16 protein-coding genes and 2 riboswitches are annotated in these 17,853 nt (G+C 54.6%); of the genes, 6 read left to right on the plus strand and 10 right to left on the minus strand.

The window, feature by feature from the left end; all coding sequences use genetic code 11:
- Nucleotides 1–21 precede the first annotated feature (21 nt).
- The 4 genes from fabF (at nt 22) to JNUCC32_RS22915 (ending at nt 4,161) form a co-directional block, all read left to right on the plus strand.
- Nucleotides 22–1,263, plus strand: a complete 1,242-nt coding sequence (gene fabF, locus JNUCC32_RS22900; RefSeq protein ID WP_192569942.1) for a beta-ketoacyl-ACP synthase II — start codon at nt 22–24, stop codon at nt 1,261–1,263.
- Between the two features lie 204 nt (nt 1,264–1,467).
- On the plus strand, nt 1,468–1,980 hold the full coding sequence (locus JNUCC32_RS22905; protein ID WP_012818661.1) for an RNA polymerase sigma factor SigV: 513 nt from the start codon (nt 1,468–1,470) through the stop codon (nt 1,978–1,980).
- Complete coding sequence (locus JNUCC32_RS22910; RefSeq protein ID WP_192569943.1) at nt 1,980–2,861, plus strand: anti-sigma-V factor RsiV; 882 nt, start codon at nt 1,980–1,982, stop codon at nt 2,859–2,861. The genes JNUCC32_RS22905 and JNUCC32_RS22910 overlap by 1 nt, the downstream gene beginning before the upstream one ends.
- A 184-nt stretch (nt 2,862–3,045) precedes the next feature.
- Nucleotides 3,046–4,161 (plus strand): stalk domain-containing protein, encoded by a 1,116-nt coding sequence (locus JNUCC32_RS22915; RefSeq protein WP_192569944.1) that lies wholly within the window; start codon nt 3,046–3,048, stop codon nt 4,159–4,161.
- 185 nt (nt 4,162–4,346) lie between these two features.
- Here the strand turns inward: JNUCC32_RS22915 and comJ are convergent, their stop codons facing one another.
- The 3 genes from comJ to JNUCC32_RS22930 form a co-directional block, all read right to left on the minus strand.
- Nucleotides 4,347–4,832 carry a competence protein ComJ gene (gene comJ, locus JNUCC32_RS22920; RefSeq protein WP_096774778.1) on the minus strand — a complete coding sequence of 162 codons (486 nt, stop codon included), beginning with the start codon at nt 4,830–4,832 and terminating at the stop codon, nt 4,347–4,349.
- A gap of 27 nt (nt 4,833–4,859) precedes the next feature.
- Complete coding sequence (locus tag JNUCC32_RS22925) at nt 4,860–5,510, minus strand: hypothetical protein (protein WP_192569945.1); 651 nt, start codon at nt 5,508–5,510, stop codon at nt 4,860–4,862.
- A 99-nt stretch (nt 5,511–5,609) separates the two neighbouring features.
- Entirely contained in the window at nt 5,610–6,209 is a 600-nt protein-coding gene (locus JNUCC32_RS22930) for an SMI1/KNR4 family protein (protein WP_192569946.1), read from the minus strand.
- A gap of 280 nt (nt 6,210–6,489) precedes the next feature.
- On the opposite strand from JNUCC32_RS22930, the gene JNUCC32_RS22935 reads away from it, so the two are divergent.
- Nucleotides 6,490–7,485 carry an aldo/keto reductase gene (locus tag JNUCC32_RS22935; RefSeq protein ID WP_096774781.1) on the plus strand — a complete coding sequence of 332 codons (996 nt, stop codon included), beginning with the start codon at nt 6,490–6,492 and terminating at the stop codon, nt 7,483–7,485.
- 93 nt (nt 7,486–7,578) lie between these two features.
- On the opposite strand, the gene JNUCC32_RS22940 is transcribed toward JNUCC32_RS22935, so the two are convergent.
- Nucleotides 7,579–8,214 (minus strand): carbohydrate-binding family 9-like protein, encoded by a 636-nt coding sequence (locus JNUCC32_RS22940; RefSeq protein WP_192569947.1) that lies wholly within the window; start codon nt 8,212–8,214, stop codon nt 7,579–7,581.
- A 200-nt stretch (nt 8,215–8,414) separates the two neighbouring features.
- Here JNUCC32_RS22940 and udk point away from each other — a divergent pair, with 200 nt between their 5' ends.
- Complete coding sequence (udk, locus tag JNUCC32_RS22945; RefSeq protein ID WP_012818654.1) at nt 8,415–9,053, plus strand: uridine kinase; 639 nt, start codon at nt 8,415–8,417, stop codon at nt 9,051–9,053.
- Between the two features lie 339 nt (nt 9,054–9,392).
- On the opposite strand, the gene JNUCC32_RS22950 is transcribed toward udk, so the two are convergent.
- From JNUCC32_RS22950 to JNUCC32_RS22975, 6 genes are all read right to left on the minus strand, one after another.
- Nucleotides 9,393–11,720 (minus strand): histidine kinase, encoded by a 2,328-nt coding sequence (locus JNUCC32_RS22950; protein ID WP_192569948.1) that lies wholly within the window; start codon nt 11,718–11,720, stop codon nt 9,393–9,395.
- A 2-nt stretch (nt 11,721–11,722) separates the two neighbouring features.
- A complete protein-coding gene (gene kdpC / locus JNUCC32_RS22955) occupies nt 11,723–12,355 on the minus strand; it encodes a potassium-transporting ATPase subunit KdpC (RefSeq protein ID WP_192569949.1) in 633 nt (210 codons plus the stop codon).
- An 80-nt stretch (nt 12,356–12,435) separates the two neighbouring features.
- Entirely contained in the window at nt 12,436–14,469 is a 2,034-nt protein-coding gene (gene kdpB, locus JNUCC32_RS22960; RefSeq protein WP_192569950.1) for a potassium-transporting ATPase subunit KdpB, read from the minus strand.
- A 22-nt stretch (nt 14,470–14,491) separates the two neighbouring features.
- Nucleotides 14,492–16,171, minus strand: a complete 1,680-nt coding sequence (gene kdpA, locus JNUCC32_RS22965) for a potassium-transporting ATPase subunit KdpA (RefSeq protein ID WP_192569951.1) — start codon at nt 16,169–16,171, stop codon at nt 14,492–14,494.
- Nucleotides 16,172–16,200: 29 nt separating this feature from the next.
- Nucleotides 16,201–16,275 carry a potassium-transporting ATPase subunit F gene (locus tag JNUCC32_RS31860; protein ID WP_009595876.1) on the minus strand — a complete coding sequence of 25 codons (75 nt, stop codon included), beginning with the start codon at nt 16,273–16,275 and terminating at the stop codon, nt 16,201–16,203.
- A gap of 152 nt (nt 16,276–16,427) precedes the next feature.
- Nucleotides 16,428–16,838, minus strand: coding sequence for a hypothetical protein (locus JNUCC32_RS22975; RefSeq protein ID WP_090910188.1), 411 nt, complete (start codon nt 16,836–16,838; stop codon nt 16,428–16,430).
- Between the two features lie 129 nt (nt 16,839–16,967).
- A riboswitch (cyclic di-AMP (ydaO/yuaA leader) is annotated at nt 16,968–17,136 on the minus strand.
- A 539-nt stretch (nt 17,137–17,675) separates the two neighbouring features.
- Nucleotides 17,676–17,848: riboswitch (cyclic di-AMP (ydaO/yuaA leader) on the plus strand.
- Nucleotides 17,849–17,853 lie beyond the last annotated feature (5 nt).

Consider the following 17,853-nt stretch of genomic DNA (forward strand, 5'->3'; position numbering starts at 1 on the left):
TCCTAAGGAGGCTGTTCATCCATGGAAAGAGTCGTTATCACCGGTATGGGCGTCATATCGCCGCTCGGCCATGATGTTGATACGTTCTGGTCCCGGCTTGTACGAGGAGAGTCCGGTATTGCACATATAGAAAATTTGGACACATCAAGACAAAAGGTACAAATAGCAGGAGCCGTGAAGGGGTTTGACGCAAACGCGCTGTTCGGTGCGAAGGAAGCCCGGCGGTTGGACCGCTTCTGCCAGTTTGCGCTGGCTGCGGCGGATCAAGCGATCAGCCAGTCGGGCCTTGATCTTGATCAGATCGATCATGAGCGCATGGGAGTCTACGTAGGCTCCGGCATCGGCGGCATCCAAACCCTGATGAATCAGAGCGGCACGCTGTCGTCGCGGGGTCCCGAGCGGGTCAGTCCTACCCTGGTACCCATGATGATTCCCAATATGGCGGCCGCGCTCATCAGCATTAAATACAAGGCGCTGGGCTCCACGCTGGCACCGGTTACGGCATGTTCGATCGGCAATACGGCGATCGGCGAGGCTTTCTTTAACATCCAAGCCGGCCGGTCCGACGTCATTATCGCGGGAGGATCCGAAGCCGCATTGACCGACATCTCGCTGGCCAGCTTCGCGAATGCCACTGCCCTGTCCTCCCGCAACGAGGAACCGGGCCGTGCCAGCCGGCCGTTCGATGCGGACCGCGATGGATTCGTCATGGCGGAAGGAGCCGGCATCCTCATCCTGGAGTCGCTTTCCCATGCCTTGCGCAGAGGCGCCGTCATACTGGGCGAGGTTATCGGTTACGGTGCCAGCTCGGATGCCTATCATATGGTCGCTACGCCGGAAGACGGCAGCGGCGCGGCAAGAGCGATGAAGCTGGCGCTGTCCGAAGCGAACCTCTCCCCGGCCGACGTGGATGTCATCAGCGCCCATGCCACCAGCACGGTCATCGGCGACCGTTCGGAGACGGCGGCCATCAAGCAGGTATTTGGCGAGGAGGCATACCGTATCCCGGTAACAGCCAACAAATCGATGACCGGGCATATGCTGGGCGCATCTGGCGGCGCAGAGGCCATTGCCCTTGTGAAGTCTCTGCAAGAAGGCGTTATACCGCCGACGATCAATCTCGAACATGCCGATCCAGCCTGCGATTTGGACTATGTGCCCAGCGAGGCCAGAAACGTCAAGCTTCGCATTGGCATGTCCAATTCCTTCGGCTTCGGCGGACATAACTCGGCGATTATCCTCAAGAGATATGAGAGCGAATAACGATGAGACTAAAAGCCCCCAGTGAAAACTGGGGGCTTTTTCTTGTTGCGATTGTTGAAGGATAAGTTGAATATGAAGACAGAAACGCCTTTAGAAATTTTTTTTCGCAGAATCAAACTTTTTGAAAGACTCGCACGTCTTGCTTCCGTAAGTCAATTGCAATTGATGGTTACCCGCGCGGGCCCAAAGGAGTGTCATATTTACATGAGAGGCGGCCGGAAGCTTGAGAAGCTTCTTATCCAATGCATAACCGAAAATCAGGACAGCGCCTACCGGCTGGCATACAGCTACGTCAGAAATAAAGAGGATGCCCTCGATATCGTTCAGGACGCGATCCACAAAGCATTTTTATCCATGGAAAAGCTGAAGCAGACGGGTTCACTAAAAAGCTGGTTTTTCCGAATTATTGTCACAACCTCCCTGGATCTCATTCGAAAACAGAAAAAAGTCCGCGTCATGGACGACGAGAACCTGGAGTTCATCTTACCCGGCAGTCATGACCATTATCCGAATCTGGATCTGGCCCAGTCCTTGGAGGATCTGCCTGACAAGTATCGGGTCGTCATTATTCTCCGGTTTTTCGAAGACATGAAGATTGACGAAATTGCCGAGGTGCTCCATGAGAATGTCAGCACGGTGAAAACGAGGCTATACCAAGGACTGCAGAGACTGCGGGTGAACCTAAGCGAGGAAGACCAAGAGGAGGCACAACGATAATGCATGACAAGCTGAATAGGATGAAAGAGCAGTACGAGAGCACTCCTATTCCCGACGAACTAAGCTCGGTGGTCAACAAAGCCATTGCAGCCAGACGAACAAAAAATAGAGCCCTGCCCTGGCTCGCCGGCGTGGCCGCTGCATGCGCACTGCTGTTTGCCGGCGTGAACGCAAGTCCCGCATTCGCCAAGGCCATGTCCGATGTGCCCGTTCTGGGCGAGATCGTCAAGGTGATGACCATCCGCGAATATGCCGAGCAGGACGGCAGCACGGAAGTGCATATCGAAACGCCCGGCATTGCCAACCTGGGCAATCCGGAGCTTGAGCAAACGCTGAATAACAAATACCTGGAAGAGAACAAGAAGCTGTATGAGGACTTCAAAGACGAAGTCGCCCAGCTAAATCATGAAGGCGGCGGGCATCTCAGCCTCGATAGCGGTTATGAAGTGATCACCGACAATGAACAGCTGCTGACGCTTTCCCGCTACGTCGTAGAATCCGCCGGTGGCTCCGCCGAGTCCAGACAATACGATACGATCGACAAGATCAACCATTTGGTGATCACGCTGCCAAGCCTGTTCAAGGATGATTCCTACATCCAAGTCATCAGCGACAATATCAAGGAGCAAATGCGCCGGCAGATGCAGGATAATCCCGAAATCACCTACTGGGTAGAGCAGCCTGGCGTCGAATCCGATATACCGGAGGATCTATTCCAATCGATCGCCAAGGATCACAATTTCTATATTGATAAGAATGGCAAACTGGTCATCAGCTTCAACGAATACGATGTGGCTCCCGGCTATATGGGCGTCGTGGAATTTACGATCCCTACGGAGGCCATCGCGGATCAGCTCGTCAGCAACGAATACATTCGATAGATCCGCCATTCATCACCAACCTACGAGTGCAGATCGTTCTTCCGATCCCCGTTGCCCCCGAATTTTCTGTTGAAATTTTAGGAGTCCGTGGGAATCCGGAGGACAAGGAGACCGCTTCGCTTCTCCAAAACGCTTCTGTCTTCTCACTTTAAAGATATCAAACCTAAACCTGGAGGTAATCACGATGAAAACAATGAAGCATACAAGCCCACTGGCCAAAACACTCGCGGCTGCCGGATTAGCGGGCGTCCTGATGATTTCCGCTTCGGGTCTGCCATCCGCTCATGTCCATGCCGAAACCAAAACTGCAGCGAGCACCGATCAGGTGAAGGCTTCGACTGCTGCCCCGCAACGGATAACGTTCAAAACATTGCACTCCAAGGAAAAATGGCTCGAAACGGATATCAAGATTCCTGTATTCCAGGGTCTGGCTGATACCAAGTACCAAGATCAGCTAAATGACATCATCGAATCCCATGCTTCCAAGGATATCGCCAAATGGGAAAAGGAGGCCTCCGAGGCTGCGGCAAATGCGGAACTGAACGGCTATACCATGCACCCTTATCAGCTGACGATCACCTATGAGCTTACATCGGATGGCACGGACGACAACCTGATATCCCTTAAGGTCATCACGGAAGGCATGGGAATGAACAATGGCGATCCCCGCGTGGATACGTATAACTTCACGAACGAAGCCGAAGCCCAGCGCGTGACGCTGGAGGACCTGTTCGGGAAGAATTACAAATCGATCGTGGATACGGCGGTCAAAACCGCGATTGCCGCGGATCAGGACCATTACTTCGCGAACGAAGACGGATTTCAAGGCATAGACGCGGAGCAATCCTTCTATGTCGCGGACGGAACAGCCTACATCGTATTCCAAAAATACAGCATCGCCCCAGGATCCACGGGAACGCCGGAGTTTGCCGTGAAGCTGCCGGGTACAGCACCCGAAGAAAAGCCCGTTTCCGCCGTCTTGAAGCCAGGCGCTTACTACAAGGATAACAACGGCAAGATGATGGTTCCCGCGGCCCGCGTGCTGCGTCAGCTCCAATTCGACGTCAAGTGGAACGGCAAGAGCAAAACCGCGGAAATCTCCAAAGGCGCCGTCTGGAGCGCGGTGACGCTGAACAAGGATGCGTACGCTTTGGGTAAAATGGCTCCGCGCTCACTAGGCGCGTCTCCTGCAATGAAAGACGGCCACGTCTATGTTCCGCTCGCTTTCCTCACGGACATTCTGCAGCTGCAGGCAGACCAAAGCCAATATGGCGACATTACGGTGACGGCAGCACAATAGCTATTTTCCACGCAGTCAGATCGTTTCTGCTTTCCATAAAGAGCTGGCAAAGTCGGGACAACGGCACAGCAGCATGGCGGCAACAAAAGAGGCCTCTCCTACACGGAGAAGGCCTCTTCTTATATCAATAATAGGGAGAATTGCCTGACGCGGCTTTCAGTACCCCGTTTTCTGCAATGAATTGGTCAACAATACCCCTCCGCCAAGGCTTCTCCAGCCCTGCCGCCCCATTCATCGTCCATCAAAAATCGGGCTTGGACATACTCTCCTTCACGCACGAAAGTCAGACGGTAATACACCTCTTCATCCTCGCAAATCTCAAAATACAAGGCATACCGCCCTTCTTGCAGCGGAAGCTCGATGACGGCGTCCGACATGACGGATAGCAGCTCCAGCTTGCCAGGATCCAAAACGTCAAACGGCACGACCATTCGGCGCTGCGCGTTCGGGTCTTCCGTGAACGCCTCTGTCAGGGCCAGCTTCACCCAAGCGCCGAAAGCATCGTCAGGAATCGGATCAAAGGTCAGATAACCGGGATGAATGACCGCGCCCTGCTTGATATTGATTTCTCCCCACTGGCAAAGCTCCTCGTCAAAATCCCGCGAGCGGATTTGAATCTGATGGTGCGAGATGGTGAGATCCACCTCTTGGGTCAATTTTGTATGCTGCATTGTACGGCACCTCGTTTTGAAAAAATTCTATTTAAGCTGCTCCATATGGATCGTGGCCAGCCTGCGCTCTTTATCCACCCGAACCCGCATGCTGACGCCCAGCTTCTCCTCGAACAATCGGGTAACATTCAGATACTTATCCTCCACCACGCCCGACCCTCCTTGGCCGTTGGAGCGCGCCATGCCTGCGGTGATAATCTCCTTCACCATATCCCCGTCCGCTTTGGCTGCCGGGTCGTATGTAAATATGGGCTCTTTACGGTCATTATAAAAGATGATGTCCTGCCGATATTCCTTTGCGTTCACATACTCTTTCCGGGTCTCGATATAGTCCTTCTCAAGATGGTCATACTGGACCCTCCCCGCCAAGAACGGATTGTCCTCCGAAGCCTCCACCTCGAACTGCCCATATGCCAATTGATACAGCATGTTGAGGTCCGACCCTTCCAGTCTGTAATAGAGCGGGCGCAGCTCCCCCTTCTTATCGGTTGCGGCGAAGCCAGCCAGCAGCGGCCAAGCATCCACTTGTTCACCATCCACATCAACGGCGAGCTGGTATTTGGTCAAGACGACCTCATGCTGAAAAAGCCCATACGTGCGCGCAATAAAATAGCCGGGTGTCAACAACACGGCCGCCACCAACAGGATGACTCCCCAGAGGACCCGTCTGTTGTTCATGCTGTCACCTCCCCTCGCTGGTTCTTCATCCGACTCCTAACACACCGCCTTTAGGCAAAGTTATGGGCATTAGGAGTGGTTCTATGTCTTCTGCTTCAATTAGTAGTCCACTTCTTCAATGTCGGTGCGCAGATTGCGGTTGGACGCCTGAAGCAGCTCCGTGAAGGAAGGCGCGATATAGTAAACAAAATCAGGATCATGCACGTACATGATGATCTGCCCGGACGTTCCCGGCTCAGCCGGATCGAAATCCAGCATCAGATACAATGAGCCGCCCGCCATCGTGGCAAACGGATACCATGCCTTGTGGAACAGGTACGGTTTAATTTCCGGATCCAGCCGCTGTACCTCCTCTGGACCGTAGTACGCATCGAGCCGTTCGTCCCGCTCGCAGAAATATGATTTGATTTCCCTCATCTCATCCAGGCTCATCAGATAGAACGGGGTGTATTCGCCATCTCCCTCGTTACCGGGATAGAGCACGTGAAATGCGTACCCGCTGCCGTCCTTCTTGCTGTAGAACGAACGGAAATCCTCCGGCAAAGCGATCCCGAACTCCTCTTCAAATTGCTTCAATCGATCCGAGGCCGCTCCCTCCAATTGTTTATACTCGCCCAGCAGATCCCGAAGATCTTCGGCCACCTTCTCCTCCAGCAGCTGCTCCAGCTCGGTCATCAGACCATCGATGACAGCATTCATATAAACATCCCCTCCGTTTTAGAGCATGTCCGCTCATTCCAAGCGGCAGGCTTTCCCTTTACTAAAAAGTATATAGAACCCGCCCCAATGAAAACAACATGTCCAGCGGCATGCAAAAAAAGGGACAAAATCCCTGTTGAGATGTCCGTTTTTGTTCTTTTATGAAAAAACCCCGGGTATTTTCGCTTCCGGCTGCTGCGCTTGTCATCCATACATAAAAGGCCGATAATGGAAGCAGATTTCGATCACGAAGATAACTTGGAGATGGGGAGGCTAAACGATGGAATACGTCTACTTGGGAAGAACCGGACTTGAAGTATCCCGCTTCTGTCTGGGAACCATGACTTACGGAGATTGGGATTTGGACGAGAAGACCTCGCTCGGCATTATCGACAAGGTGCTGGATTCGGGGATTAATTTTATCGATACGGCAGATACCTATGGCAAGGGTACGAGCGAAGAAATTATAGGCAAAGCCCTTCAAGGACGAAGAGACCGGGTGATCGTCGCGACCAAATTCAAGGTACGGACCGCCGAAGGACCGAACGGAGAAGGCGCCAGCCGTTACCGCATCATGAGACAGGTCGAGGCCAGCCTGAAACGGTTGAATACGGATTACATCGACCTCTACCAAGTGCATAGACCGGATCCTCATACCCCGCTGGACGAGACGCTGCGCGCGCTCGATGATCTGGTTGCCCAAGGAAAGGTGAGATATATCGGCTGCTCGAACTTCGAGGCTTGGCGTATCGTCGAATCCCTGTGGACCAGCGAGAAAATGAACCTCGAGCGCTTCGTTACCAATCAGCCTTCATACAGCATCTTCAACCGATATATCGAGCAGGAAATCCTGCCGGCTTCACAGCGCCACGGCCTGGCTACGCTGGCCTACTCCCCGCTGGACGGCGGCTGGCTGTCCGGCAAATACCGTGCCGGGCAGCCGCTGCCGGTCAATTCGCGGGGCGAGCGCATGGATTTGGATGCTCCCGGCAACCGTGCCAAACTGGACAAGGTTGAATGGCTCGCCCGGCGTGCAGAGGACAAAGGGATCACACTGGGGCAGTTCGCGCTGGCATGGCTGCTGCAGCGCAGCATCATTCCCGTCGTCGGCATCCGCAGCGAGCAGCAGCTTGCGGACAATCTGAATGCACTGAACGTGCAGCTGACCGAAGAAGATTTGAAGCTGGTGGACGAGGTGTCCCCAAGCCCATACCGGGACTTCTCCCAGGACGGCAGCTTCTGGTTCAATGAACCGCGTGCTTACCGGTTTAAGTAAGCTTAAACGGGACCCGTAAGGCATCACCAAACCAAAAAAGCTATTTTCAATGCTGCACGCCCGGCATCGTTCAATCGATTCCGGGCGTGCAGGCTATGTGGCATCCACAAACTCCAGCCTTCCGAAACGCGAGGGGATATGGTAATTGACCTCTCCGGTGGGGCTCCATGCCTGGTATTCCCGGTTTCCTTGGTCGTCCTCGTCAATGCGGTAAAAATTCACGTTCCAGCATCGTCCCGCTTCCGGCGGATTCTGAAAGTTCTGTGCCGGAATGCGAATCTCGTAAACCAAATTTCCCTTACCGTCGTCTTCTACCGTGGTCAGAAGGCCGGTAAGGTCCCACTCGACATCGCTGTCCGTGATCGACTTTTGCCCATCGTTACGGATCCGCGCATCAAATACAACATTGTTCGGGCTCACCTCAAGCTCGATATATTCCAAACCTTCCCCTGCTTCATCCATAAACAGCTCCACGACATCCTGCTCATACAGCGGGTCATCCCGATGCCGATACTCCGAGACGATATGTGAATCCTGGCAAACAAACTGCACGTAGAAGCATTCGGCGCTCCAGCAGGCGCGCACCTCCGTCGCTTCCTTCGCGGCAAGCCCGGTCACGGTGTCGCTCAGGGCCACAGCTTCATAGCGGCTCCAATCGACGCTTCCCCGATTCTCTCCCTGTTGAAGGTATATGGCGGGCTTGCATGGGTAAATAGCGGTATAACGCATGATCATCCCTCCGAAACATTTTCAATTGTAGTCATAATATCCTCTATGATAAGTCATACAGATTCGGTTCGCTATTCCGTGGTAAGAATAAAGAACATACGGAAATCCCATCTTTTGTTCTATGCTCCCATAGTGAAAAGAAGCGCATGCTGTGCTACAATAATAAAATTGCAAACTCTAGGGAGGGTTATGGATTCGCCATGCTCATAATTGGTATCGCCGGCGGCACCGGATCGGGCAAAACAACGGTTGCCCGCTCTGTCATTGACCGTCTTGGTTCAGATAAAGTCACGTTTATTTCGCAGGATAACTATTACAAGGATCATAAAGAGCTCAGCTTCGAGGAACGCGAAGCGATTAACTATGATCATCCGTTCGCTTTTGACAACGAGCTGCTCGTCGAGCATCTCGGCATTTTAAAAAGCGGACAACCCGCTTTCGCGCCGGTATATGATTTTACCGCCCATGCCCGCTTCACGGATCAGACCATCGAGCTGAAGCCGAACAACATCGTCATCATCGAAGGCCTGCATGTGCTGTCCGATGAGAATCTGCGCAAGCTGCTTCACATTAAGGTGTTTGTGGATACCGATCCCGATGTGCGCCTGCTTCGCCGGGTCGTACGCGATATTGAGGACCGCGGCCGAACCATCCAGTCGATCCATAATCAATACCTGACAACCGTCAAGCCGATGCATGAGGCGTTCATCGAACCCTCCAAGAAATACGCCGACCTGATCATTCCCGAAGGCGGAGAGAATGAAGTCGGCATTCGCCTGCTCTCCGTCTTGACCGAGAAATATCTGACCGGCGACCGCACGCTGTCGGGCGAATCATAAGACAAGCTTGTACGTCAGCCTTTAGGCATGTTGGCAGCATGAAAAAGAGCCCGCGGATCTGTAATGACAGGTCAGCGGGCTTCTTGACGTTGTCCGTTCGCTTACGCGCTAGTAAGCCAGCCTGCGCGTATGGCTTGCATTCTTCCGTTTCCGAGCGTTCTGCGGTCTTTGCGTTCTTTTTCTCCGGAATGTACGTCCGGTGTTTTTGTTCTCCGGAATGTTGCGTTATCCGCGTTTTCTGCGATTCCTGCGTTTACTGCTTTTCCTGCACTTTCAGCATTCCCAAGTCTCCTGCGTCACCGGTCCCCTCAAAACATTCAGTTCCCGGCGCTTCAGCCGTCATACGCGCGGATCGTAATCAGCAACCACGAGCACGTCCATATGCCTTGAGGATCGCAGCAGCCTCCTGATCCATTTTCGCCGAGCGAACAGCTTCCATCCGGCCATCTGCGGCTGGCCGATAATGAATTGGGTCGCCTTGACCTCGTCTGCTGCGGCGACCAATCGGCCAGAACAGGCGCACGCCGGTCCCCTTTTTACCGGCAGCGGCAGCATCGTGAAGGTGCCCCCAAGACGCTCCGTTAACGTCTGAAGCGCCGTCAAGCGCTGCTCGTCGTCATGAGACAGGCTGTCATGACGCTCCAGAGGGAATGCCACATACCAGGCTGCCTTCAGCCGATGGGCGATCCGGAAGCCGCGGCGAATGAGCCGCTCCGCTTGCGGCTCCCTGCCGACCACGACATAGATAATTTCCTCGCGCCGCCACGGCCCCCGAAGCGAGCCGCTGCGCTGCCATGACTCCAGCCTTTCGTCCACATCATCCGCAATCTCCCTTAAGGCAAGCTCTCTTAGGGCGATCAGGTTTCCCGTCTTGAAAAAATGGCTGAGCGCCTGATGAATTTTCTCCTTCGCATAGATGTTCCCATCCTTCATCCGCTGCCGCAGCGACTCCGGCGTCACGTCGACCAGTTGAACCTCATCGGCCGATTGCAGAATATGATCCGGTATCGTCTCGCGGACACGGACGCCTGTAATCTGCTCGACGGCATCATTCAAGCTCTCCAGATGCTGTACGTTTACGGTCGTAATGACGGAGATGCCGGCCGACAGAATATCCTGCACATCTTCATACCGTTTCTTGCGCTTGCTTCCGGGCACATTCGTATGCGCCAGCTCATCCACGAGGACCACGTCCGGCCTCCGGCGAAGGATCTCATCGGTATCCATCTCCTCAAGGCGCGATCCCCTGTAGTCCACCCTTTTTCGCGGAAGGGCCTCCAGATTGTCCACCTGGGACAGCGTATCCTTCCGGCCGTGCGTCTCCAGCAGACCGACGAGAACCGTCAATCCCTTCTTCAGCAGATCGTTGCCTTCCCGCAGCATCGCATAGGTCTTCCCTACGCCCGGGGCGGCGCCGATATATACCTTGAACCGTCCCCGCTTGACCTGCTCAATCTTCTGATCCAGCTCCTGTTCGTTCAAGCGGTGAAACGATTCGGAAGGAAGCCGCAGCGGATGAAGCCGGGCCGGAATGATCCGCTCCCCGTCATGTTCCGCCCGATCCGCCACCATAAAAATATCAATCCCGCGCGTTTTCTTGAGCAGATCCTGAATAATCGAACCCTGCCAAAGCTCTTGCATGCGCGTCTGCTTCGAATGGCCAAGCACAATGCGTGTAACGTGGTGCTCCAGCGCATACTGAACCAGCATGTCAGCGAGCTCCCTCCGGGAACGGAGGGGCAGCTCCTCCAGCTTGGCGCCGATCCGCACCGCGAGCTTCGCCATGGAGCGCTTAAAGGCGGCCTGTTCTTTCGTAAGCTCTACTTCCGGCTTCACAAACGTAACAGCCAACAGTTCGCCGTTTAAACGCTTCGCGATCTGCTGCCCGCGCCGCATATAGATGGAACCGTTCCAATGGTATTGGGTGGACACCAGTATTCGCTCATCGGCTCCCGATGGGCCGACGAGTCCCTGTTCTTTGCGGTACCGCTCCAGGGAATGGCTCACGCCTTCGGCAACGAGGCGGAGCGTCAACTCCCGGAGCACCGCCAGATTGCCCTGCTTCCATAGGCTGCCGTCTCCAAGCAGGCCGCCTTGTGCCCGTTCCAGCATCGTTTCGGGCGTTACGTCAATAAGCACCACTTCGTCGGCGCTCTCCAGCGTATCGGCCGGTACCGTATGGCTGGCTTTAATGCCCGTCAGCTTGGAGGCAATGTCCTGCACATCCTCAAGCTCATACACGTTGACCGTTGTGATGACGCTGATTCCGCGGCTTAACAGGAATCGGATATCATCCAGCCGCGCAGCATGCCGCGCTCCCTTCCGGTTGCGATGGGCAAGCCCATCGACAAGCACTACCTCAGGGTTGCGCTGCACCAGCAGATCAAGATCAAGATCCTTCTTCTCTACGCCGTCCTCCATCCAATGAATGCTGGGCACCCGTTCCAGATCACGGACCTGCTCCACCGTTTCCGGCCGCTGCATCGTGGATACCGCGCATATGACGACATCGATGCCTTGTAGCCTCAAGGTCTGCCCTTCTCGAAGCATATGATAGGTTTTTCCCGATCCGCTCACAGCCCCGATATATACCTTGAGCCGTCCCTGATGGAGCTTGGAAATCGACCTTAAGAGCTCCTCCGGCGATTTTCTCCGAAAGGGATCCATGATCAGTCAAGGTTAAGAAGCTTTTGGAGCCCCAGATTCAGCTTCAACACATTCACGCGCGGTTCACCGAATACGCCCAAATCCCGTCCCTCCGTATGCTCCTTTACCAGCTGATCAAGCTCTGCTTCCGCAATTCCGGTTTGCTTGCTGATCCGCGGAATCTGAATATACGCGGCCTGCGGCGATAGGTGAGGATCCAACCCGGAGCCGGAATTCGTTACCAGATCGATCGGCACCTCGCTCACCGGAACGTCCGGGTTGTTCTCCGTCCACGCTTCAATTGATGCCTTCGTTCGTTCAATCAAATCCGGGTTGGAAGGGGCATAGTTATTGCTGCCTGAGCCGGCCCCGTTGTATTCAATGCTGGACACCCTGCCGTGAAAATATTGCGGCTCCGTAAAGTCCTGGCCGATCAATTCCGATCCGACCACCTTTCCGCCCCGATCCGTGACCAAACTGCCGCCGGCTTGCTTCGGCATGAGCAGGTGCGCCGCTCCCGTCGTGACCAGCGGATAAAGAATTCCGCATAACACGATAAATACAAGACTTGTTCTCAGGGCCATGCCCAGCGAGACACGGGCCGCGCCCACCCCAGCGAGAGGGGCCGGCGATGATTTCTGCAATGGCTTATTCATGGTTCCTCGATCCCTTCTTTCATATTTTCCTCAAATAGCAGCCTCCGGGATATCTCGATAGGACGGCTGCTGTTTCCGGCCTAAATCCAGAGATGCACGATCATATCGATCAGCTTAATCCCGATGAACGGCACGATCACGCCGCCTAATCCGTAGACCAGCACATTGCGCTGCAGCAGCTTCGACGAGCTCATCGGCTTATAGGCCACACCCTTCATCGCAAGCGGAATCAGCAGCGGAATGATAATGGCATTAAAGATCAGCGCCGACAGAATCGCCGACATGGGAGAACCCAGTCCCATGACGTTCAGAACGTTCATGCTAGGAATAGCAGCTGCGAACATCGCCGGAATGATGGCAAAATATTTGGCGACGTCGTTCGCGACGCTGAAGGTGGTCAGCGCGCCGCGCGTCATCAGCAGCTGCTTGCCGATGGCAACCACCTCGATAATCTTCGACGGATCCGAATCCAGATCCACCATATTGGCCGCTTCCTTGGCTGCGGTGGTACCGCTGTTCATCGCCAGCCCGACATCGGCCTGGGCCAGCGCCGGGGCATCGTTCGTCCCGTCCCCGGTCATCGCCACCAGCTTGCCTTCGGCTTGTTCTCGGCGGATGACGGCAATCTTATCCTCGGGCTTGCTCTCCGCGATGAAATCATCGACGCCCGCTTCACGGGCAATCGTCGCCGCGGTAAGCGGGTTGTCGCCCGTGCACATAATCGTCTTGATGCCCATCCGGCGCAGCTGGTCAAACCGTTCCTTCATGCCCGGCTTCACGGTATCCTTTAGGTAGATCAAACCAAAGATGCGGTTATCCACGGCGACCGCAAGCGGGGTTCCCCCCTCTGTGGCGATGGCGTCGCTATTTGGCGACAAATCCGAAGGGATGGCGCCTCCTTGCGACTGCACCCACGCCTTGACGGCATCCACAGCGCCCTTCCGGACTTTCCGGCCATCCCTCAGGTTCATGCCGCTCATCCGGGTCTCCGCCTTAAATCCGATGAATTCCGCCCCATCCGCCATGCCCTCATCCACTGCGAAACCTTCCTTCCTCAGCAGCTCCAACACCGACCGTCCTTCCGGCGTCTCATCCTGCAGCGAGCTCACCGCGGCCCACTGGGACACCGATGCCAGCGACTCGCCGCCGACGGGAATCAACCGGCTGGCCATCCGGTTACCAAACGTAATGGTACCCGTCTTATCCAGAATCATCGTGTTGATGTCACCGGCGGCCTCAACCGCTTTGCCGGACATCGCCAGCACGTTGAACTGCGTTACCCGGTCCATGCCGGCAATCCCGATCGCTGACAGCAACCCCCCGATCGTGGTCGGGATCAGACATACCAGCAGCGAGATCTGCACCGGAACGGTCAACTCGATGCCAAGATACTTCGCGATCGGTGCCAGCGTCACAACCACGATCAGGAAGATCAGCGTTAAGACGATCAACAGCGTATTCAGCGCAATTTCGTTTGGCGTCTTCTGCCGGGAGGCCCCTTCGACCAGCGAGATCATCCGGTCGATAAACGATTCCCCCGGATCGCTTGTAATCCGGATGCGGATCGTATCGCTGACAACCCGGGTCCCCCCCGTGACCGAGCTGAAATCGCCGCCGGCTTCTTTAATGACGGGGGCGGATTCCCCGGTAATCGCCGATTCGTCAACGGATGCAAGGCCCGCAATCACTTCCCCGTCCCCGGGAATCATCTCGCCCTGCGCGACCATCACGATATCTCCTTTGCGCAGAGCCGTGGACGACACGGATTGTACCCCGCCGTTCTCCATCACTTTGCGAGCCGTCATTTCCTGCTTCGACTGCTTAAGGGAATCGGCCTGCGCCTTGCCGCGCCCTTCGGCAAGCGCCTCTGCGAAGTTTGCGAACAGCAGCGTGAACAGCAGGATGACGAACACGGTCAGGTTAAATCCGATACTGCCCTCGGTACCGAAATAGGACGGAAATATCGTCATAAGCAGCACAACCAGAGTCCCGGCCTCCACGACAAACATGACCGGATTTCTCATCATCAGGACGGGATTCAGCTTCGTGAAGCTGTCCTTCAGCGCCTGACGGACCATCTCTTGGGACATCGCTTTTTTTCTCGTATTATTCATGGTAATAGGCCACCTTTTCTATTTAACGAATCGTCAGATGCTCGGCAATCGGTCCCAGCACCAGCACAGGCAGGAAGGTCAAGGCACCGATGATCAGGACCACCGCGATGAGAATGCCGGCAAAAAGCTTATTATCTGTCCGGAACGTTCCGAGCGTCTCGGGAACCCACTGCTTCCGCATCAGAGAGCCGCCCACCGCCAGCAGGGCAATCATCGAAATATAGCGCCCGATCAGCATGACCAGTCCGGTGCTGATGTTCCAGAACGGCGTGTTATCCGCAAGGCCCTCAAACCCGGAGCCGTTATTGGCAGCGGATGACGTGTATTCGTAAAGCACCTGCGAGATGCCGTGAAAGCCCGAATGGGCAATGCCCGCCTGTCCCGCATCCGTCATGAGCGCGAGCGCCGTCGGAGCAAGGATGATCAATGGGTGTACCAGAATGACAATCGCGATCAGCTTCATCTCCCGGGCCTCGATTTTTCTGCCGAGAAATTCGGGGGTACGGCCAACCATAAGACCGGCCAGGAACACCGCCAGGATCGCGTACATGAGCATGTTCATCAGCCCGACGCCTTTTCCGCCAAAAACGGAATTCAGCATCATCAGGGACAACGGCGAAATCCCGCCGAGCGGCGTGAGCGTATCATGCATGTTGTTGACCGACCCGGTCGTGGCCGCGGTTGTCACCGTCGTAAACAGGGAGGATTGGGCGATCCCGAACCGGACCTCCTTGCCCTCCATGCTGCCTTGCGAGGCGTCGATGCCCAGCTGGTTTAATGCCGGGTTGCCGTTGGTTTCCGCGGCATAGTTCAAGGACAGGAAGCCGATAAACAAGGTCATCATTACCGAGAATATGATCCAGCCCTGCTTACGGCTCTTCGCGAACAAACCAAATGTGTAAGGAAGCGCCGCCCCGAGACTCCACATGGACAGAATCTCGATCACATTGGTCAGCGGGGACGGGTTCTCGAACGGATGCGCCGAGTTGGCCCCCATAAAACCGCCCCCATTGGTGCCCAGATGCTTGATCGATTCGAGCGCAGCCACCGGACCCACCGCTATTTGCTGCTCGCTTCCTTCCAGCGTCGTGACGCTGAGCGTAGGCTTCAGGGTCTGCGGCACCTGCAGCGCCACCAGCACCATCGCAATGATGAAAGCAGCCGGAATGAATACCCGGGTATGCGCCTTAACGAAGTCCTCAAAAAAGTTGCCGACGGTCGTGCCCTTGCTGGTCACCGCCCGGATAAAAGCAATCGCCACGCACAGCCCGGTCGCCGCGGACGTAAACATCATCATCGTAATGACGGCCATCTGGGCCAGATAAGACAATCCCGACTCCCCGCTGTAATGCTGAAGATTCGTATTGGTCATGAAGCTGATCATCGTATTGAACGACAAGGTCGGTTCCATATGGCCGATGCCGTTCGGGTTCAGCGGCAGCACCTTCTGCAGCCGCAGAATCAAGTAGCCCGCCGCAACCAGCACGATATTCGTTAACACAAAGCTGACGGCATATCCTTTCCATGTCATCCCCTTGCGTTCTTTCAAGCCGATCAGAGCAAAGATCGGTTTCTCCGCCCAGGAGAACCATCTGTCCGTTCCATTGCTTTCATAACGAAACACCTGATATAGATAAGTTCCCAGCGGCTTGACCAGCAGCACTAGAACGAGTATAACGATGGCAATTTGTAAAATGCCCATGACGATGCCTTCCTCCTTCAGCCGTTTCCCTAGAATTTTTCAGGGTGAATCAGCGCATAAATCAAATAGAGAAAAATAAAAATCGTGAATATCAACATGATCATCACGGCTGATCAGCCTCCGGTTCCGAAACCACGCGCCCGCACCAGGACATAAACAGCATGAGCAGTCCGTAGGTTCCTCCCAAAATGAGCACCATAACTAAATCCTGCATGAATGTAACCTCCCCTAACTCTTGTGGCGTCAGTCCAAACGCTTAGCTCATAACGGATGCCATCAGAAAGGACACCTGATGATGATTCGTATGAAGCACCACATCGGCACCCAGCCCTTTGTATATCAAGCGCGGATTGCCGGAATGGGTGATCACGTAAATCGACTCCGAGGTCCATGTCCGGCAGATCCGCAAGTAGCGGCAGCACAGATTCAAGCTGCTTTCGAACAGAAACACCTTGCTGACGGGAAACTCGGGAATGATCCAGGTCTGCTCGTCTCTTGTATCAATCAAAATGATGGGTTTGCAGCCCAGTTCTCGCAGCCTCTGCTGCTCAGCCCGGTTGTTGGCTATGGCCGCAAACGGAACACGTTTGTGAATCAGCTGGCGGACGAATTCCTCCCCTGCCTTGTTCGGCGCGGATACCAGGATGAATTCCTGTGGTTTCTCCATCTTCGTTTCTCCTCCTAAGGTCAGAAAGAGAAGGCAACAACAAAGAAGCCTGCGGAAAGAGAAGAACTCTTCCCGCAGGCTTCTTACAGGACACGGTGAAATACACCGTGGCCCAAGTCCACGACAATCGTTGCCTCTCTCGATACGCTTACGAGGTTAGCTGACGGATTCGGGCGTGAGAGTCGCCCTACCCATAGACCGTTATCTTGTCTACAGGATTCACCCCAGAGAGATCAGGTTCATCTCCCGACTGGTTCCCCCGTTCCTTTTCCATTCAAGGACTCAGCGAAAATTAAAAACGAGTAGCATGTTATTCTATTAGCCATTGACTTGTCATCCAGACTGGGCATAACAGCACAGCAACAGGAGGTCCACGCGGTGAGAGTCGCCTCTACCTTCAAATCTCAGCAAGGCCCATGGTGCCTTCGCCATCGATCCATAAAGGCTTAGGGGCAACTCTCACACTGCCTTTAGACCTTCATGAAACGGCTGCCCGTATGCCTTGGTCGTTGATGACCGTCAATTCATAGTTCGTATCATACGTCCGGCCCTGCAGGATGTAAATGTGAGCAAAAACACATCTAGCGTTATGTCGAACAGGAACCAAGCAGTATTTCGTCTTTATCTTCCGAATACTGCTCTATACTATGTATTTCTCTTGTTTTCTCTTATTTATCGCAATCCAACGAGATACCGAGATTTTGCCACGATAATAGATGACACGGCCGATTGTACGCGTTTTCTTTTACCGTTTTCATCACATTTCGGAATCTATTCGTCCCATACGGTCATTTACTTTTCGTTTCCTCCGGCGTATGATTCATCCATCTATCCGAAACACGTGATACGCCGAGCTCCCGACAGACCGGGAGACGGGGGAACCAAAGTCACCAGTCTTCGATTGGTGAATGGGGTGAATCCGCTGCGCCTAGGATCGAAGGGCCCCGCGGTAGGGTGCTCTCAGTCCGAATCCGTCAGCTAACCTCGTAGGCGCGTTGTTGAGAGAGAATACCAT

It is taken from the genome of Paenibacillus sp. JNUCC32 (assembly GCF_014863545.1).
Classification (GTDB): Bacteria; Bacillota; Bacilli; order Paenibacillales; family Paenibacillaceae; genus Paenibacillus_AQ; species Paenibacillus_AQ lautus_A.